Genomic DNA, 16,185 nt, shown 5'->3' with positions numbered 1-16,185 from the left:
ATATTCCCCTTTCATCATTCCACATCGTTTGTCTATACCGGAATTCACCAGCCTGTCTGCACACTTTCCAGACTATTGATATTAACAACCTTAACGGTCTTATCAATCTTGCGGATTAATCCTGCTAGCACATTGCCTGAACCAATCTCCACAAAGGTATCCACTCCAGCTGCAATCAGCCATTCTACACTATCCTGCCACAGCACAGGAGAAAACACCTGCCGAACTAAAAGTTCGCGGATCTCATCCGGTTCCGTGACCGCTGTCGCATTCACATTGACAATCACCGGCACAGAAGGCGTGTTAAAGGTCACTTTCCCAAGTTCAACAGCCAGGCGTTCAGCAGCTTCCTTCATCAGAGATGAATGAAACGGCCCGCTTACTTCAAGAGGAATGGCCCGTTTACCGCCAATTTCCTTCACTCGCTGCACCACTTCTTCAACGCCCGCCTTAGAACCGGAGACAACGATTTGACCCGGGCAGTTCACATTGGCCAGCTCCACAACATGACCTGCATCCGATATTTGGCGGCAGAGCTCAGTCAAGGCCTCACGTTCCGCACCCAGCACAGCTGCCATTGCCCCTTGTCCGCCGGGAACCGCTTCTTCCATAAAGCGCCCGCGCAGACGCACCAGGCTCACCGCATCCTCATATGACAATACACCGGCAGCTACAAGGGCACTGTACTCCCCAAGGCTGTGTCCTGCAACATAATCAGGATTTACCCCTTGTTCCCGCAGCGCTTCCAGGTAAGCCACACTAGTTGTAACAAGTGCAGGCTGTGTATTAACAGTCTGCTTCAGATCACTGTCCGGCCCCTCAAAAACAAGCCGGCTGAGCGGAAATCCAAGCACTTCGTCGCCCTTTTCGAACACCGCACGGCTATGCGGAAGAGCATCATATATATCCTTACCCATACCCACAGCCTGTGCACCCTGGCCAGGAAAAACAAACGCAATTTTACCCATCAGTCTGAACTCCTTCTCGTTGAACAGTGAGGCATTTAGCCTGCTCCGGCCGTTCTGCCACCACTTCCTTCTATATTATAGGACCTGTGGCATTACCAGATCAGGACAGAAGCGCCCCATGTAAGACCTCCACCGAAACCTACCATCAGCACGGTGTCGCCTTCTTTCATCCGTCCTTCTTCCGCTGCCTCAACCAGTGCAAGCGGGATCGATGCTGCAGAAGTGTTTGCGTATTTATCGACATTGATTACGCATTTCTCCGGCGGCAGATCCAAACGCTGCATCGCAGATTGAATGATGCGGATATTCGCCTGATGCGGTACAAACAGATCAATATTTTCTTTAGAAATTCCTGCTTTGGTAAGCACTCGTTCCGTAGCTGAACCCATAATCCGTACTGCAAATTTGAAAACCTCACGGCCGTTCATGTAAATGAAATGTTTTTTATCTTCTACGGTTTGCTGTGAAGCCGGGAGCCGCGAACCGCCCGCTTCCATCTTCAGCAGACTTCCGCCAGAGCCCTCAGCGCCGAGATCAAAGGATTGGAATCCTCTTCCTTCCGGCACTTCCCCGAGAATAACGGCACCTGCACCATCACCGAAAAGAACACAGGTATTACGGTCCGTGTAATCGGTGATACGTGACAAGGTGTCTGCACCGATAATAAGAGCATTGTTGTACATTCCGTTCTGGATAAATCCGGTTGCTGTAGCCAAGCTGTATACGAAGCCTGAACAAGCCGCCGACAAATCAAATGCCGCCGCGCCTTTTGCACCCAGTTTGTCCTGAAGGATGCAGGCTGTGGACGGAAATGCACTATCCGGCGTTACCGTAGCGATAATAATCAGATCGAGATCTTCTGCTTTCATTCCCGCTGAATCCAGCGCTCTGAGCGCTGCTTCGTATGCAAGGTCCGAGGTCGCTTCATGCGGCGCGGCAATATGCCGTTCCCGGATGCCCGTGCGGCTGACAATCCATTCATCATTAGTTTCGACGATCTTCTCCAGATCACTATTGGTTAATATTTTCTCAGGCACATATTTCCCTGTCCCAATTATTCCTACCGGACGCAATTGTTTCATGTCCTCACTCACTTCCCGCTGATTTCCTTGGATATACTGGATACCAAATCCGCTTGCAAAGCAATTCGTGCTTGTCTGACTGCATTCTTGACAGCATTCCCGTCAGATGAACCATGCCCTTTCACTACCAACCCGCTGAGACCGAGCAACGGTGCCCCGCCATGCTCCTTATAATCCATTTTACCCTTGAGGCTTCTGAGCTCAGGCATCAGGATGGCCGCCCCCAGCTTCGTCTTCAGAGACTTACTGAACTGTTCCTTCAGCAGAGAGAACATCGCACCCGCTGTACCTTCCAGTGTCTTCAATAGTATATTCCCTGCAAATCCGTCACATACGAGTACATCGCAGTTGCCGGTGAGTACATCCCGTGCTTCCACATTGCCGACAAAATGAATCCCCTGCAGCGCTTCAAGCAGCGGGTAAGCTTCCTTCGTCAGTTCATTGCCTTTTCCAGGCTCGGTGCCTACGTTCAGCAGACCCACGCGCGGTTTAGCAATGCCATGCACTTTGTTGCGGTAAATACTGCCCATTAGCGCATATTGCACCAGATGCTGGGGCTTGGCATCCATATTGGCACCCAGATCAAGCGCCAGCACACCGACATCATCCAGGGTCGGAATCATTGGCGCCAGCGCAGGGCGTTCAATCCCCTGCATTCTCCCCACAACAAGCAGCCCCGTTGTCATTAAGGCTCCTGTATTCCCGGACGAGATCATGGCGTCAGCTTCACCTTCGCGAACCATACGGCCTGCAACTACCATGGACGAATCCTTTTTACGGCGGACCGCCTTTACAGGCTCTTCATCAGCACCAATAACGTCCCCTGCGTGACGCACAGTCACATTGGAAGGCTTATTCTTCAGCAGCGGCTCAAGTCTGGCTTCATCACCGACGAGCACAATCTGCGTGTCACTCCACTCTGCAGCTGCGGATAACGCACCCTGGACATTACACTCAGGAGCATTGTCCCCACCCATCGCATCAATGGCGATCAGCACTGCGGTTTCCCCCTTCGCTGTATTCTTCAATTGCGGACCGGTACACTATGAAATGGCCCTGAAAAACTAATTCTTCACCGACATAGGTAAATACGTCCACTTCCGCTTTACCGTTTCGGCCCGCGAGTGAACGCACCTGCGCTTTGGCAATACATTTCTCATGAAGCCGCACCATTCGGACAAACCGAATATCGGCGGAAGCCGTCAGGGCAATCTCATCATTGATAATGGCTACCGCCAGTGAATTGGCTTGGGCAAATACATAGTGTCCACGTGCGATCCCATTTCTGGAGAATACATGTTCCTCACGGATTTCAAAGATGGAAATCCCGCTCCGGTCCAGCTGCAGGTCTACAATATCACCGACCACTTCATCTGCAGGCAAGGACCGTACCTGATCATAAGAGTGCTCAGCCATTTGCTTCATCCGCTCACGCAGCTCGGGAATCCCTAACTCCATCCGGTCCAGCCGGATCGTCTGTATGCTCACCTTGAGCTGCCGGGTCAGTTCCCGGTCAGTCACAAAAGGGTTACCGTCTATGATCTGCAGCAGCTTCTGCTGACGCTCTTTCTTGGACATCCGCTCTATGGCGGCTCACCTCCTGGCACATGCCAAGCGGAAACGGCTTCAGCGCCCATGAAATGGACAGGCTCCGTTTCAGCAGGAAATATAAGGGTAATGGGTGGCATAGCCAAGAATCCTTATATTTTAAAAATAGCATCCGGCCTGGGATGGCCGCTATTCTCATTGCTATAAATCTTATGAATATATTTAGAACCAGGTACTAATATGTAGTATAAAGCATGCCGAAGCAAAAATAAAGCGTTGACTTCCAGACTTGCTTAAGCAAGCCTATTCAATCGAATATTTTCAAAAAAAATAGCACCTCACCAGCTGATGAAGTGCTATCTTTCGAATAGACTATTGTTTGATGATCTCTCTAGCTTTGTAAGTTCCGCAAACTTTGCATACGTGGTGAGCCAGTTTCAGCTCTCCGCATTGTTCACATTTCACCATGCCCGGCACAACCAGTTTGAAGTGGGTGCGGCGTTTGTCACGGCGTGTTTTGGACGTTCTCCGTTGAGGTACTGCCATTGTGTTACACCTCCTAATTCTGTTTTAACCCGTTATCACCCGGGATTTGTTCTTAGTCATCTTGCTTGGTAAAGAATCCTTTCAACGCAGCGAGTCTAGGATCGATCACTGTGTTGTCGCAACTGCAGGTGCCTTCGTTCAAATTTTGTCCGCATTTCTGACAAAGACCAAGACAGTCTGCCTTGCACAATACCGAATCCGGTAAGTGCAGTACGAAATTTTCCTCCACAAACGGGACAAGATCCACAATCTCATCCTCGACGTAAATGAATTCCTCATCTTCATCTTGGGGAAGAAGCGGCTGCTTAAGCCATTTGAAAGTCTCAGCAAAAGGAATGTTCAATTCACTGTTAACCTCTGTAAGGCAACGCGCACATAACATGTCCACATTCCCATTCAATTTCCCCACCACATTCACACAATCGGTGTCTGCGGGCAGCGCTTTAAGGTCCACTGAAAGTGGTGCAACAGCGAGTATATCCTTTCGCCCTTTGACAAGCTCGGTTACATCCAGCGTTTCCTGAATGTGCAGAGGCTCGTCGGCATTAGCCAATTTGCGAAAGTGAATCTTCATATTCATCACTCCAAACAAACAAAATTTATTATACCTAGTATTCCCTAACTTTGTCAACCATTTTCCCTTTATATTGTTTCAGCGGTCAGATCAAATTATGATATAACTAATCTGGAATCCTAATGATCAAGAATATGAGGTGAAATTATAGTGACTACAGTAGGCATTATTGCAGAGTACAACCCTTTACATAATGGACATGTCCACCACTTCGAAGAGGCCAAGCGGCTATCCGGTGCAGATCACTCCATTGTGATCATGAGCGGACCCTTCACCCAGCGCGGCGAACCGGCGGCGGTAAGCAAGCGTGCCCGTACGGAGATGGCGCTCCATATGGGCGCCGACGTCGTGATTGAGCTGCCGGTGGCGTATGCCGTCCAGCCGGCAGAGTGGTTCGCCTTCGGAGCAGTAGCTCTGCTGGAAGCGACCGGGGTCGTGGACAGCTTGTGCTTCGGCTCCGAAGCCGGGACTTTGAGCGCGCTGCAGCCGCTGGCCGAATTTCTGGCCGAAGAAAGCAGCGCGCTTAAGAGCGAGATCCGCCGCCGCATGGCACTCGGAGCGAGCTTCCCCGCCGCATACAGCCTGGCTGCGGCGTCCGTCTGGGAAGATTCTCTCCCGGGAAAGGAGAGAATCTTCGATGCTGCCGGGCTGCTGCGCCAGCCGAACAACAGCCTCGGCCTGCACTACCTGATCGCGCTGCGGCGGCTCGGCAGCGCAATCAGGCCCCTCACTGTGCCGCGCACCGGCGCAGGCTTCCACGACCCGCTGCAGAGCGGGTCGAGAATCGCAAGTGCCACAGCGATACGCCAGGCGCTCTCAGAAGGCGGATCACCTGCAGCTTACATGCCAGATTATAGCATGTCCATCCTGGAAAGAGAGCATGCGGCGGGCAGAGGCCCGCTGAATCTGGAAAGCTTCAGGATTCAGCTCCGCCACCTGCTCTCCACTCGAACACCGGCCGAGCTGCAAATCCTGCAGGACATGAATGAAGGCCTGGAAAACCGGTTGCTGCGGATTTTGCCTTCTCTTCCGCGCTTCACTGTATCCGCAGTACTGGAGGCGCTGAAAAGCAAGCGTTACACGCGCACCAGGCTTCAGCGTTTACTGATTCATACCCTGCTGAACCACAGCAAGGAAGAAATGGCACCAGCTCTCCTCGCGAAGGGGCCCGGTTACATCCGGGTCCTCGGCTTCCGGGAAAGCGGACGCCCGTTGTTGAAACAGATGAAGCACCGTGCCAGCTGGCCCGTAGTGACTAGTCCGGCGCAATTCTCTCATCCAATGCTTGAAAGAGATCTGCAAGCCGCCTCCGCTTATGCCGGAGCATTCAGCAACCCCTTGCGTACAGATCTTTATAGCGACTATCTGGAGCCCCCGGTCAGGATTTGACCGGCAGCTCCTGCATATACTTCAGCGCATCGGCAAGGGTCGATACCGGTACAAGCTTCATGTCAGTACCGATTTTATCAGCTTTCGCCTTGGCTTCCTCATAATTTTGAACGGGCACAAAAAAGATCTCTGCCCCTTTCCGGTCAGCTGCAACGATCTTATGCTTAACTCCGCCAATAGCACCTACTTTCCCGTCCGGATCAATAGTGCCTGTACCTGCAACCCGATGGCCTTTGGTCAGATCACCAGGAGTCAATTGGTTGTATATCTCCATGGTAAACATCAAACCTGCCGAAGGCCCGCCTACATCTGTGTCCACAAAGCTTACCATTTTGCCTTCCATCTCAGGTTTTACCTTTTGTACCGCTCCGATCACTACCCCAAGACCGGGCTTCACCACTCCAGTCTGCTGATTCTTGACTTCTACCAGCTTGACCGTTTCCTCAACTTCTTTGCCTTTTCTCTGCAGCACAACAACTGCAGGATCACCAATTTTTTTAGTCGAAAGAAGCTTGGATAACGCATCCGGATCGGGTATAGTCTGCCCCTCTACACTGATGATTTTATCGCCGGGCTTGAACTGTTCCTGGTTGCCCGTCACAGGTACTGAGAACACATACAGATAATCCACCACATCTTTATAAGGAATGTCCGCCGCATGATAAGCCGCCTGTACGGCATAGGACTGCGAGCTGTTCATGTAATATACTTGCTCGGCCGCATACTCCTGCTCCGTCTTATCTCCCAGCCGGGTCTCCTTCAGGACAACCTCAGCATTGGAATTGAATACTGAGGCTACCAGAAGTGCAACATTGGCGTAGCTCGCAGATACTGTGGTCATCATAAAAGTTCCCTTTTCATCCTTATCTGCATTCTGAACCTGAATCATTGGCGCTACCTCAGAGGCGCTACCGGGTTGATAGACAATATAGGGCGTATTCATAAATACAGCAACATAAAGAATCACCACAAATGTGAACAAGTAGGCTGTGGCACGGAATCCTACCCGGCGTTTCATTTGCCTCACTGCTTTTCCCTTCTTTCCCTCAGCACTGGACTATACACTTGGAATGATCTTGTGAAGCGGCCGGTTGGACCGAGGCATGACGGTTGTCTTCTCTGCATAAATTGATAACAGTCTTTAGCCTATGTCCTAAGCTATGAAGAGGTGATGCTCAAAATGAGTCCTATAAAAATACAACGAATAACCTCAGGTGCCGCTCCATTCGCAGGCGGGGCTGCAGCCATTCTGCTGGCTATTGCTATCGTATCTGCACCGGAGTCCTCATTTGCGGCCTCCCTGCAGGGCCTTAAGCTATGGTGGACACTTGTCTTCCCGGCCCTGCTCCCTTTCCTGATCCTCTCGGAGATGCTTACGGCTTCCGGAGCAGTCCACGGCTTCGGTGTAATGCTTGAACCCCTTATGAAGCGAGTATTCCGGTTGCCCGGAGCCGGTGGATGGACACTTGCTCTGGGAATGACCGCAGGTTTTCCCGCCGGAGCAGGAGCGGTTATGCAGCTGCATAAACAGGGCCGGATTACGGACAAGGAGGCAGGAAGGCTGGCCTCCCTGGCGCACTATGCCAGCCCGGTGACTGTGCTTATCGTTATAGGCGCAGCTTTTCTGCACAGTCCCGCTTCCGGATACACACTACTGGCCATCCACTGGCTTGCCGGGTTATCCGCCGGCTGTACCTCCGCTCTATTTACCGGACGCTCTAAGCTCCAATCAACCGCAATCCAGGAACGGGCACACCGTAAAAGAGCCTCTCTGCTGACACGCGTTTATCGCGCTGCTGCGGACGCACGTGCACAGGATGGACGCAGCTTCGGAAGACTGCTTGGTGAATCCGTGGGTTCTGCCGTCCAGAACCTGATGATCGTCGGCGGCTATATGATCATCTTCGCAGTTGTAATCCATATAGCGGCTTCTGCGCTCCCACAGCTTCCGCCGGCACTGTTTTCAAGTCTGCTTGAGGTTCACCTTGGGGCTTATACGCTTACTACAGGAACAACAGCCCTTCCTGCCTTCAATTCCATGAACACTCTCACAGCGGCCTGGTTATCGGCGGCCCTGGCCTGGAGCGGAATCTGTGGACAGCTCCAGGCGCTGACTCTCCTTAAGCAAGCCGGCGTCCGCTACCTGTCTTATGCTGCCATTCGATTGCTGCACGGCATGTACGCTTTTTTATTCACGTTTCTCCTGTGGAAACCGCTGCTTAATCTTCAGACGAATGTGCAGCCAGCAATAAGTGTACCGGATGAGCACCTGCCGGCGGTCACGCTAAATCCCTTAACGGTCTGGCGCTCAATTCCACAGTTAGCGGCCTTGCAGGCTCTGATCCTGCTCCTATTATTAGCTCTGTCTGCAGCTGTTTATATTACGGCTTCATTCCGCCGTCCATCCGCTTAAATTTGAGATTCATGGCTTGTTCTACCTCAGGCGTCACAAAGTCGGAGACGTTCCCGCCGAAGTGGGCAATCTCCTTCACGACACTCGAGCTTAAATAGGAATATTTCGGATTAGTCATCATAAAAATAGTTTCTGCATCGGGGTCCAGATTATGATTAATCGAGGCATTCTGCAGCTCATATTCAAAATCGGTAACCGTTCGGATTCCGCGGACAATCACCTGGGCGTCCTTTTGCCGGACATAATTGACCAGCAGATCACGGAAGCTGTCTACTTCCACATTGGGAATATCCTGGGTGGCCTGCCGGAGCAGATCGGTACGTTCTTCTACGGAAAACAACGGATTTTTGCTTAAGTTGTTAAGGACGGCAACAATCAGTCTGTCGAACTGTTTGGCTGCACGGTTAATAATATCCATATGCCCCATCGTCACCGGATCAAACGTTCCCGGATAAATGGCGACACGTTCTTTTCTAATCTGCAGACTCATCATTACCCTCCTTGCTGCTCTCCTGTACTTCTTGGGAGGCAGCCTCATACTTATAAATAGAGACTGTCGTCTCTCCATATACAGCTTGCCGTGTTCTATGGAATCCCGGGATGTCCTCCGGATATTCATAGCCTGACTCATGTTCTAGTACAATCACCGCATCCTGGCGCAGCAGTCCCTTTTGAACCATAGCCAGCATCAGTTCATCCCCATGCTTCAGCCTGTATGGAGGGTCCAGGAAGACAAGATCGAACGAACGCCCCCGTTTTTCCAGCGCACTTAGCGCTCTTCCTGCTTCATTGCGGTAGACCTCTGCCTGTCCCTCCACCTTAGCCGCCTTCAGATTTGCGCGCACCGTATCAATGCTCTTCTGTTCCATGTCCACAAAAACAGCCTGATCCATCCCCCTGCTCAAGGCTTCAATTCCGAGCCCGCCCGTTCCTGCGAACAAATCCAGCGCGGCACCTCCCTCAAAATAAGGCCCGATCATACTGAACATCGCTTCCTTGACTTTGTCAGTTGTAGGCCGCGTCCCGCTGCCCGGAACACTTTTCAAGGGTCTGCCCTTTGCACTTCCCGATACAACTCTCACCACTATTCACCTGCTCTTATGTCTCTGTTAGTTATGCCGTTTAGGGCATAAGTCCAAGCCTATAGTACCACAATTGTCTATTGAAATAAAAAAATGTCTGCAGGTGTCTTACGGAGGCGGCTAATTTCTTCCGACTTTCCGTGTATAAAATTGGACATTCAGGGCCATCATGTAATTATCGACATTGCAAGATGTCGTAGACAACCGCGGAGCAGGCTTACGTTTCCCCATAAGCTCTTCGTCCGGTTTCTCCTCTCCCATGAAAGGGCGCTCCGAAAGGGGCGCCCGATTTTTATATTCTATACACACTTCGATATTACGGTTTCCCCAAATGAAAAAAACACAAAAAAGCCGCCAAAGAGGTAGCCTTTCATGTAAAAACAACTGTTGAATCCAGTTCTGTTATAACCTGAAGCACCTCTTTAAGGCCGCTTTTGGACATGGTGCTGTATTTTGAGGCTTTGTTCCTCTCCGACTCGGGTTCGAAGTAGGCTACTTTCAGCAGCTTATTGATTTCTACGATCCTCCGTATATTAATGCTATTGTTCCGGTCAGCGAGCAGAAAGCAATAGCCTGAGGCGTTGAGGACTTGAGTCCAATATTTTAAAGTCCCGGCTGTAAAATAAACGGAGTCCAACGTGTGCAGCAACAAAATCGCTGTGCGGCTGTCCGTCCCCAGGTAGATGATCTCATCAATTCTAACAGTTATAAGACCCGTCTTCCCCTCAATATCTCTAGTTACACTTATGGTGTCCATGGTATGCCTCCAAGCTACTTAAGCAATTCTTCCGGTGTCTCACCTTTATATATGAAAAGGATACTATCTGTAGTTACTATAAACATTGCTGTCATAGCCAGTAAAGAAGCCATCCGGTAATTGATGCTGTGACATGCCTTTTTCAGGAAACTCTTCACTTCTGCTTCACCCCGATTCACCCGGTAGGATAGAAAAAGGCGAAGGAGATTCCGCTAGTTACTTCCCCCGCTCTTTCGAAACAGCATAATACAACAAGAATATGACTGTAACTGCAAAAAATGCAATGAGAATGAACAATTGCTCGTAGTAGACGATAACAGATAGCAGACCTAGAAATACAACAATTAGCACGATAATTAGAATGTCCTCAAACTTAAAACGGAGCCGCTCAAAATCGAATTTAAAACCCCAGCCAATCTTGTATAGCCAGATGGAGAGAATTACACTTATCAGCCCTGAGGAAAATTGCAGAAGATAACCATTGGATAGGCTGGCCTGGGCAGCATCGATGGAACCAAATAAAAGAAACGCCAACCCGGTTTGCAATAATGCATAGATTGCATATCCAAGGATAGTTGTGATCCATGACCATACCAGAGGGATTTTAACAACAACTGAAAAGAAAAAGATAAAGATTAACACCGTAATTAATGGTACTAAGTACGCTAATGAGAGTTCATTTCTAAGTATGTAACTTTGCAAATTGATCAAGAGGCTTACGATTAGAGCTTCCCATATAAAATCTCCGGGCTTGAAACGGAAGAGCGCCATAACCAAATAATATACGCCAATCGTTTCTATAATCGAGAAAAACATAAATCCTGCCGGCTCCCAAAACAACCCACAACACCGCCTGCTCTTTTTTAATTCATTACATTAATTATATATCTATTCCTTGGGATGTGTACACTATTTATGATTTCAACATTCGTGTTGCATCAGAAGAAAAGTCTTTTTACAGTAAAAAAGCACCTGCCAGGTGCTTTTTTGATACTTGATTACTTATTTTTGGCGTACAGCCAATTGTAGTAGCTGGCATGCTTAATCTCATCTGTCATGATCTCGAAGATCCAGTCCCGGTACTGGGGATTGATATGCAAATAAAGCTTGCGATACTTTTCAAATGCTTTGAGTTCGCCGATCAGTGCCTTTTCAATACCTTCCAGATAACTGGCCGGCAATGGTTCTGTCCCTTCATCTGAAACCTTGGGAGCCATTCCGGTCAGCTGGGTGTAAAGCGTCTTGAACATGCTCCGGTGCTTTCTCTCATCATCGCGGATGCCTGCAATAATCTCTTGTTCTTCCCTTGTTGGAGCCAATTTAATAAGGAAGTCATAAAACAGCTCATCATTCCGCTCTCCTTGAATTGACTGTTGGATCAATTGGAGGACCATTTCGTCATTGCGAGACAGAAGCTGGTTGGACGACTGGAAATGAGGAGCAAAATACGTTTGATAATTCACGGCGACACCGCCTTTAATATAATAGGAACACTTAGTTACAGGATATTCACCTATAGCCTAAACGTTCCCCCGCGGCGGATACATCGTCCTAGCCCAATTACAAATTCAAAATCCATTGCCCCATATCAGCGATGACCTGAGGATCTACCATTCCGGGTTTGTTATATCCCGCTGCGGTTCCCGCATTTTCCCCTTCATCATTCACGAAGAAATGATTAAGACCAGGATAAAGCTTAAAGGAAGCTGCAGGATTCCCTTTTAGAACATCCTTCCACTGCGGAAAGTCATTGTCCGGATAGACCTGAAAATCATCGGCACCTTGCAGCACTAGCACGGGTTTGGTAAGCTTACGAGCCAACTCGGCCGTAGGATGCATATCCATCTCTTTAAAATAATAAGCCGGAACACCAAATACACTAGGCATTGCCTTGGATTGCTCTAAGGTCATTGCAGACAACTCTTTTCCCTTGGAGCTTTCGGCGTCGATTGCTGCCATAGTCAGTGTCTTACGCGGATCAGAGTTTGATAAATTTTGGATAGACGCCATATTCTGATCGTAAATAATCTCCAGTAGACTGCGCGGCGATCCCGCCAGCAGGATCAGTCCTGCAAAGCTACCGCCGTCAGCATCAATTCTCGGAGCAAGCATACCTCCAAGGCTATGACCAACCAGATATACCTGTGCAGGATTCATTCGTTTGTCAGCCTTGAGCACCTTAGATGCGGCAACCGCATCATCAACCGTTTCATCCTTAACACTAACAGTTGCGGCTGCAGCTCCTATAAACTGCTCCGGATAAGAATAGCTCCGTTTATCGTAACGAAGCACTGCGATGCCTTGTTTGGCAAGTCCATAGGCTATATCCCGGAAAGGCTTATAAGCGAATACTGTTTCGTCACGGTCTGAAGCTCCTGAACCCTGAACAAGCACTACAGAAGCCAAAGGGTGAGTCGAATGATTGGGGAGCGTCAGCAGCCCTTTAAGCGGATGTGATGTCCCGGCACCAACAACCACCTCTTCCTCGGTTACTCCATCGGGAAGCTTAAGCTCTGGAGCATTAGATTGTGTTGCTGCAGCAGCAGGGGCAAACCAGAGTCCCTTGATTTCGCCGGAGCTGTCTGTGGTTATCGTTATAGTCAAATTCCCTTTTGTAAAAATGGCTGTGGAGGCAATAGTCAATTCATGACTCACTTGATGACTTGATACTGAATCAATCTTAAGGTACTTGCCAAAGGTCTCGGTTATGCCTTGCCAAACTTGCTGAAGCTTGGCAACAGAAATGGCCTTTTGGCTTGACTCATTAAAAAATTGCTGCCATAACACCTCATGCTGATTAGAGGCCAGCAGTCCTGTTACTTTCTCAGCGAAAACCTGTGGAGTATAGACTCTAACTTGAGCCAAGGATGAATCATAGGAGACCACTAACCCCATGGCATTCAGCAAGGATATGGGAACATAAATAAGATTGCCTTGAAGCACCGCCTTTTCTTCAATCGCAAACTTATCCTTCCCATTCAATATTGCTTCATTTGCACCAAGATTCAGCGTAATCTGTTGGCCGTTACGGCTTAGTTGAAGTACTTTTTGTTCTTTTATGTAATTAACTTCCAGACCTAACGCTATACCAACCTTACGGATAGGGACCAGTACCGTATTGCCTTTTGCGAACGGAGCCGCATTCACGGGAAACTTCACGACTTCATTGTTCACACTAAATGTTGTTTTAAGTGCTGCTCCATGTGCCGCCGGTGCTGACCAAGACCATACACCCAGCAGCAGCACACAAGCCAATATGAGTGACAATTTGTTTCTCATGTTAATATCCCCTTTCTGAAATCACATCCTTTTCTAATACGAACTAGATGGTAAATGGTTACAATTATTTTTTTGAAATTCATCCTTTATCTACTCACAACCTGCCACTCTCCTTCAGGAAAATAAAGTCTTTGCCGCGCCGGGTCAATCTCACACCTTGTGTGTTAACGCCAAGCAGCCTGTTGCCGGACCTTGTGAAGATGATATTCTCTACCAGCCGGTCATCAAAAATCTCCTCTATTCTTTCATTAAAATCCTCCTCACCCAACTCCAGCGCCTCTTTCTCCAGAGGTACACCCGCTTCAATCAGTTTAAGCACGATATAAATTCTTTCTTTCTCTTCCATAACTTCACCACTCCTATGAATAATGTATTTCACAAACAAAACTGTCCCCTTCTTATTCTACACTACTCCTCTATATTTACACTGGCTTGTCCTTCACAACGGGTAAAAGAAGCGCGACCCGGCATTTCTGCTCAGAGATCGCGCGACCATTTCCTGTACTTAGATGAAGCAAGCACTCAAGATAATAACCAGAAGGATGTAAAGCACCAGAATCGCACCTGTCGAAGTAAAAGGACTTACAACAGGACCAACATTAGCTCCACCCACATTACCGCCATAACCACAATCTGCACCCATGAGATTACCTCCTTCAATTTGATCACTACACAACAGAATATGTCCCCGACCCCCGTACAGATTGGGCTAAACGGTTTATTTTTAGGCCGCTGCTTGTGAATTTTTCAAAGGCAGGATGCTGTTCATTAATCCGATACCAGAATTCCGTCAAAGCTCTCCGGTCCAACACGAATGGTACCCAGGAGATTGGAGGAGACAAATGCAGTATACGTAAGCTGGGGTGAAACCGGTGGTAAGAAATCAGCGGCAGAGAACGCAATTACCTGTGGTGCCAGGACACTTAAATTAAAAGTGGAGGTCGCTGAGTATACTACCGGGTCAGTGGGCAATGTCCCTCTGACAATCGTTATTGTAATGCCTACCAGAGCGAGTGGAAGCTGGACAGATACAGTTCCCTTGAGCAGCACCCGGGGATTCGTCGTAATTCCTTCAGTAATCAGGCCAATCTGACCGAATAGTTGAGGCGTATTGATTACCAGAATCGGAATGGCGATGGAATTGGCAGTACTGGCATTCTGTGAAGTTCTTGCATCCAAATAAGTTCCCATATGAACACCTCCTTTCCTTCCTTATCATATTTTGGAAAACTATCTATTGCTTGGTCTACTGGCCTGTGAGTAAGGCCTAAATGATAAGAGGATTTCAGTCCTTGGTTGAACCATCCCTCTTATTGAATGCAAGCTCGAAAAGTCCGGTTGCGGACAATCCAGCAAGTCCACCTGCCCAAAGGCGCAGAATCAGATTCATTTCGGTAAACGGGTAAGCTACAGCACCGACAAACAGACCAATCACAAGTCCAACGGCAGGAACCAGGTTTCGTGGCAGGTTCACTGTGGACTTGACCAATTGAACCAACGCGAGAACAAAAACAGCCAACACTGAAGCAAACGCAAGAACATTATTCAGCGCCTCGTTCACCATGTTCATCAACCCTCCTTCTTCGCTGTGAGGAGGCCTGCCCGGTATAATACGGTGAGCGTTCTATAGAAGTCATAACTGCCTTGGGAAGGTGTATCCAATAGTCCCGCAGCCGCTGCGGCGCTGACGGCCAATTGTGCCCATTCCGGAACATTCATGGTTGAACGTCCTTCTATGGCTGCAAGCCGTTCAATCACATCTTTAAGGGTCCGCCCCTGCTCCTGTACTCCTGTCTGTAGCATATCCCTGCTTGTTCCCAGTCCATTGACAAGCTGTTGAAGCTCCTGCAGCTGCACTTCCAGAGTGGCCAGCTTCTGTCTATCCTCTGCCGACATCTCATCATCCTCCATCTCATCATATTGAAACAGATTATTGGCATTCATAATTTGAATAAGCTTCGAAGCATAACCGGGATCCGTGGCATAACCTGCCGCAGCGATCTCTTTTGCAGCGTCGGCTCCCCCTACACCAATCACCTTGCTGTACAGATTTCGGTTCCACGAAACCCCATCCCGGATCAGAGCAGAATGATCCGCAACCGATTCTCCCCAGTTATTATAGGCACGAAAAGCCGCAGATACCTGCACAGCTTTCCCGTTCTGATATTCTGTTGTCTGTATCGTGATGCTGCCGGCTGAACCCCTGCCTTTGATCCCGAACAGATTGTTGGCTCTGACCGTCAATCCACTACTTCCCCAGCCGGATTCGAGCGCTGCCTGTGCGATCGTCAAGGAGGCTGCAATATGGCTTCGGCGCATATCAGCTATAGCAAAGGGGGCAATGGCAGCAATAAATTCCTTCTCGGTCATCTCATCACATCCTTTCTCTATATAAAATGCGCTTTAAGATAATCTGCTTGTGCTGCTCCCTATGGATGTTTTGTTTTTAATAGATTTGAATGCAAAAAAACGCCAGAGCATCAGCTCCCGCGTTTTTTTGCAGCACCCTGTAATATAGAGGTAAGAATAGGACTGGTAATATTAAAC

Annotated in this window: 20 protein-coding genes; 2 read left to right on the top strand and 18 right to left on the bottom strand. The window is 49.0% G+C overall.

What is annotated here, in order from left to right; genetic code table 11:
* Window positions 1–44: 44 nt before the first annotated feature.
* The 6 genes from fabD to A3842_RS24875 all read right to left on the bottom strand — a co-directional run bounded on the left by fabD (window position 45) and on the right by A3842_RS24875 (window position 4,718).
* Window positions 45–968 (bottom strand): ACP S-malonyltransferase, encoded by a 924-nt coding sequence (fabD, locus tag A3842_RS24900; RefSeq protein WP_074103095.1) that lies wholly within the window; start codon window positions 966–968, stop codon window positions 45–47.
* A gap of 92 nt (window positions 969–1,060) precedes the next feature.
* Window positions 1,061–2,050, bottom strand: a complete 990-nt coding sequence (locus tag A3842_RS24895; protein ID WP_143186362.1) for a beta-ketoacyl-ACP synthase III — start codon at window positions 2,048–2,050, stop codon at window positions 1,061–1,063.
* Between the two features lie 8 nt (window positions 2,051–2,058).
* Window positions 2,059–3,048, bottom strand: coding sequence for a phosphate acyltransferase PlsX (plsX, locus tag A3842_RS24890; protein WP_074083563.1), 990 nt, complete (start codon window positions 3,046–3,048; stop codon window positions 2,059–2,061).
* The gene (gene fapR, locus A3842_RS24885; protein ID WP_074083564.1) at window positions 3,032–3,628 is read right to left on the bottom strand and encodes a transcription factor FapR; all 597 of its coding nucleotides are present in this window, start codon (window positions 3,626–3,628) and stop codon (window positions 3,032–3,034) included. Before fapR ends, plsX begins: the two co-directional genes overlap by 17 nt.
* A gap of 342 nt (window positions 3,629–3,970) precedes the next feature.
* Window positions 3,971–4,144 (bottom strand): 50S ribosomal protein L32, encoded by a 174-nt coding sequence (gene rpmF, locus A3842_RS24880; protein ID WP_019911234.1) that lies wholly within the window; start codon window positions 4,142–4,144, stop codon window positions 3,971–3,973.
* Between the two features lie 52 nt (window positions 4,145–4,196).
* Window positions 4,197–4,718, bottom strand: coding sequence for a YceD family protein (locus A3842_RS24875; RefSeq protein ID WP_074103094.1), 522 nt, complete (start codon window positions 4,716–4,718; stop codon window positions 4,197–4,199).
* 150 nt (window positions 4,719–4,868) lie between these two features.
* Here A3842_RS24875 and A3842_RS24870 point away from each other — a divergent pair, with 150 nt between their 5' ends.
* Window positions 4,869–6,107 carry a nucleotidyltransferase gene (locus tag A3842_RS24870; RefSeq protein ID WP_074103093.1) on the top strand — a complete coding sequence of 413 codons (1,239 nt, stop codon included), beginning with the start codon at window positions 4,869–4,871 and terminating at the stop codon, window positions 6,105–6,107.
* Here the strand turns inward: A3842_RS24870 and A3842_RS24865 are convergent.
* A complete protein-coding gene (locus A3842_RS24865; protein WP_074103092.1) occupies window positions 6,097–7,134 on the bottom strand; it encodes a SepM family pheromone-processing serine protease in 1,038 nt (345 codons plus the stop codon). The two genes, A3842_RS24870 and A3842_RS24865, sit on opposite strands and share 11 nt — an antisense overlap.
* A 153-nt stretch (window positions 7,135–7,287) precedes the next feature.
* Here A3842_RS24865 and A3842_RS24860 point away from each other — a divergent pair, with 153 nt between their 5' ends.
* Window positions 7,288–8,520 (top strand): nucleoside recognition domain-containing protein, encoded by a 1,233-nt coding sequence (locus tag A3842_RS24860; RefSeq protein ID WP_074103091.1) that lies wholly within the window; start codon window positions 7,288–7,290, stop codon window positions 8,518–8,520.
* Here A3842_RS24860 and coaD read toward each other — a convergent pair.
* The 11 genes from coaD to A3842_RS24800 all read right to left on the bottom strand — a co-directional run bounded on the left by coaD (window position 8,489) and on the right by A3842_RS24800 (window position 16,008).
* Window positions 8,489–9,010 carry a pantetheine-phosphate adenylyltransferase gene (coaD, locus tag A3842_RS24855; RefSeq protein WP_167374609.1) on the bottom strand — a complete coding sequence of 174 codons (522 nt, stop codon included), beginning with the start codon at window positions 9,008–9,010 and terminating at the stop codon, window positions 8,489–8,491. The genes A3842_RS24860 and coaD overlap by 32 nt on opposite strands.
* Window positions 8,994–9,602 carry a 16S rRNA (guanine(966)-N(2))-methyltransferase RsmD gene (gene rsmD, locus A3842_RS24850; RefSeq protein WP_074103090.1) on the bottom strand — a complete coding sequence of 203 codons (609 nt, stop codon included), beginning with the start codon at window positions 9,600–9,602 and terminating at the stop codon, window positions 8,994–8,996. The genes coaD and rsmD overlap by 17 nt, the downstream gene beginning before the upstream one ends.
* Before the next feature lie 370 nt (window positions 9,603–9,972).
* On the bottom strand, window positions 9,973–10,359 hold the full coding sequence (locus A3842_RS24845; protein WP_074083571.1) for a LytTR family transcriptional regulator DNA-binding domain-containing protein: 387 nt from the start codon (window positions 10,357–10,359) through the stop codon (window positions 9,973–9,975).
* Window positions 10,360–10,575: 216 nt separating this feature from the next.
* The gene (locus A3842_RS24840; RefSeq protein ID WP_083609722.1) at window positions 10,576–11,199 is read right to left on the bottom strand and encodes a hypothetical protein; all 624 of its coding nucleotides are present in this window, start codon (window positions 11,197–11,199) and stop codon (window positions 10,576–10,578) included.
* A gap of 158 nt (window positions 11,200–11,357) precedes the next feature.
* The gene (locus tag A3842_RS24835) at window positions 11,358–11,822 is read right to left on the bottom strand and encodes a ferritin-like domain-containing protein (protein ID WP_074103089.1); all 465 of its coding nucleotides are present in this window, start codon (window positions 11,820–11,822) and stop codon (window positions 11,358–11,360) included.
* A 97-nt stretch (window positions 11,823–11,919) separates the two neighbouring features.
* Entirely contained in the window at window positions 11,920–13,638 is a 1,719-nt protein-coding gene (locus A3842_RS31650; RefSeq protein ID WP_083609721.1) for an alpha/beta fold hydrolase, read from the bottom strand.
* A 94-nt stretch (window positions 13,639–13,732) separates the two neighbouring features.
* Window positions 13,733–13,984, bottom strand: a complete 252-nt coding sequence (locus tag A3842_RS24815) for a hypothetical protein (RefSeq protein WP_074083574.1) — start codon at window positions 13,982–13,984, stop codon at window positions 13,733–13,735.
* Window positions 13,985–14,143: 159 nt separating this feature from the next.
* Complete coding sequence (locus A3842_RS32695) at window positions 14,144–14,281, bottom strand: hypothetical protein (RefSeq protein ID WP_167374602.1); 138 nt, start codon at window positions 14,279–14,281, stop codon at window positions 14,144–14,146.
* Window positions 14,282–14,406: 125 nt separating this feature from the next.
* On the bottom strand, window positions 14,407–14,829 hold the full coding sequence (locus A3842_RS24810; protein ID WP_074083575.1) for a hypothetical protein: 423 nt from the start codon (window positions 14,827–14,829) through the stop codon (window positions 14,407–14,409).
* A gap of 94 nt (window positions 14,830–14,923) precedes the next feature.
* A complete protein-coding gene (locus A3842_RS24805; protein WP_074083675.1) occupies window positions 14,924–15,202 on the bottom strand; it encodes a holin in 279 nt (92 codons plus the stop codon).
* A 5-nt stretch (window positions 15,203–15,207) separates the two neighbouring features.
* Complete coding sequence (locus tag A3842_RS24800) at window positions 15,208–16,008, bottom strand: glycoside hydrolase family 73 protein (protein ID WP_074103088.1); 801 nt, start codon at window positions 16,006–16,008, stop codon at window positions 15,208–15,210.
* Window positions 16,009–16,185: the final 177 nt, after the last annotated feature.

The organism is Paenibacillus sp. P3E (assembly GCF_001909045.1).
GTDB lineage: Bacteria > Bacillota > Bacilli > Paenibacillales > Paenibacillaceae > Paenibacillus_AQ > Paenibacillus_AQ helianthi.
Note: the sequence above shows the minus strand (reverse complement) of the source record. Positions and strands in the feature narration are given on the sequence as shown.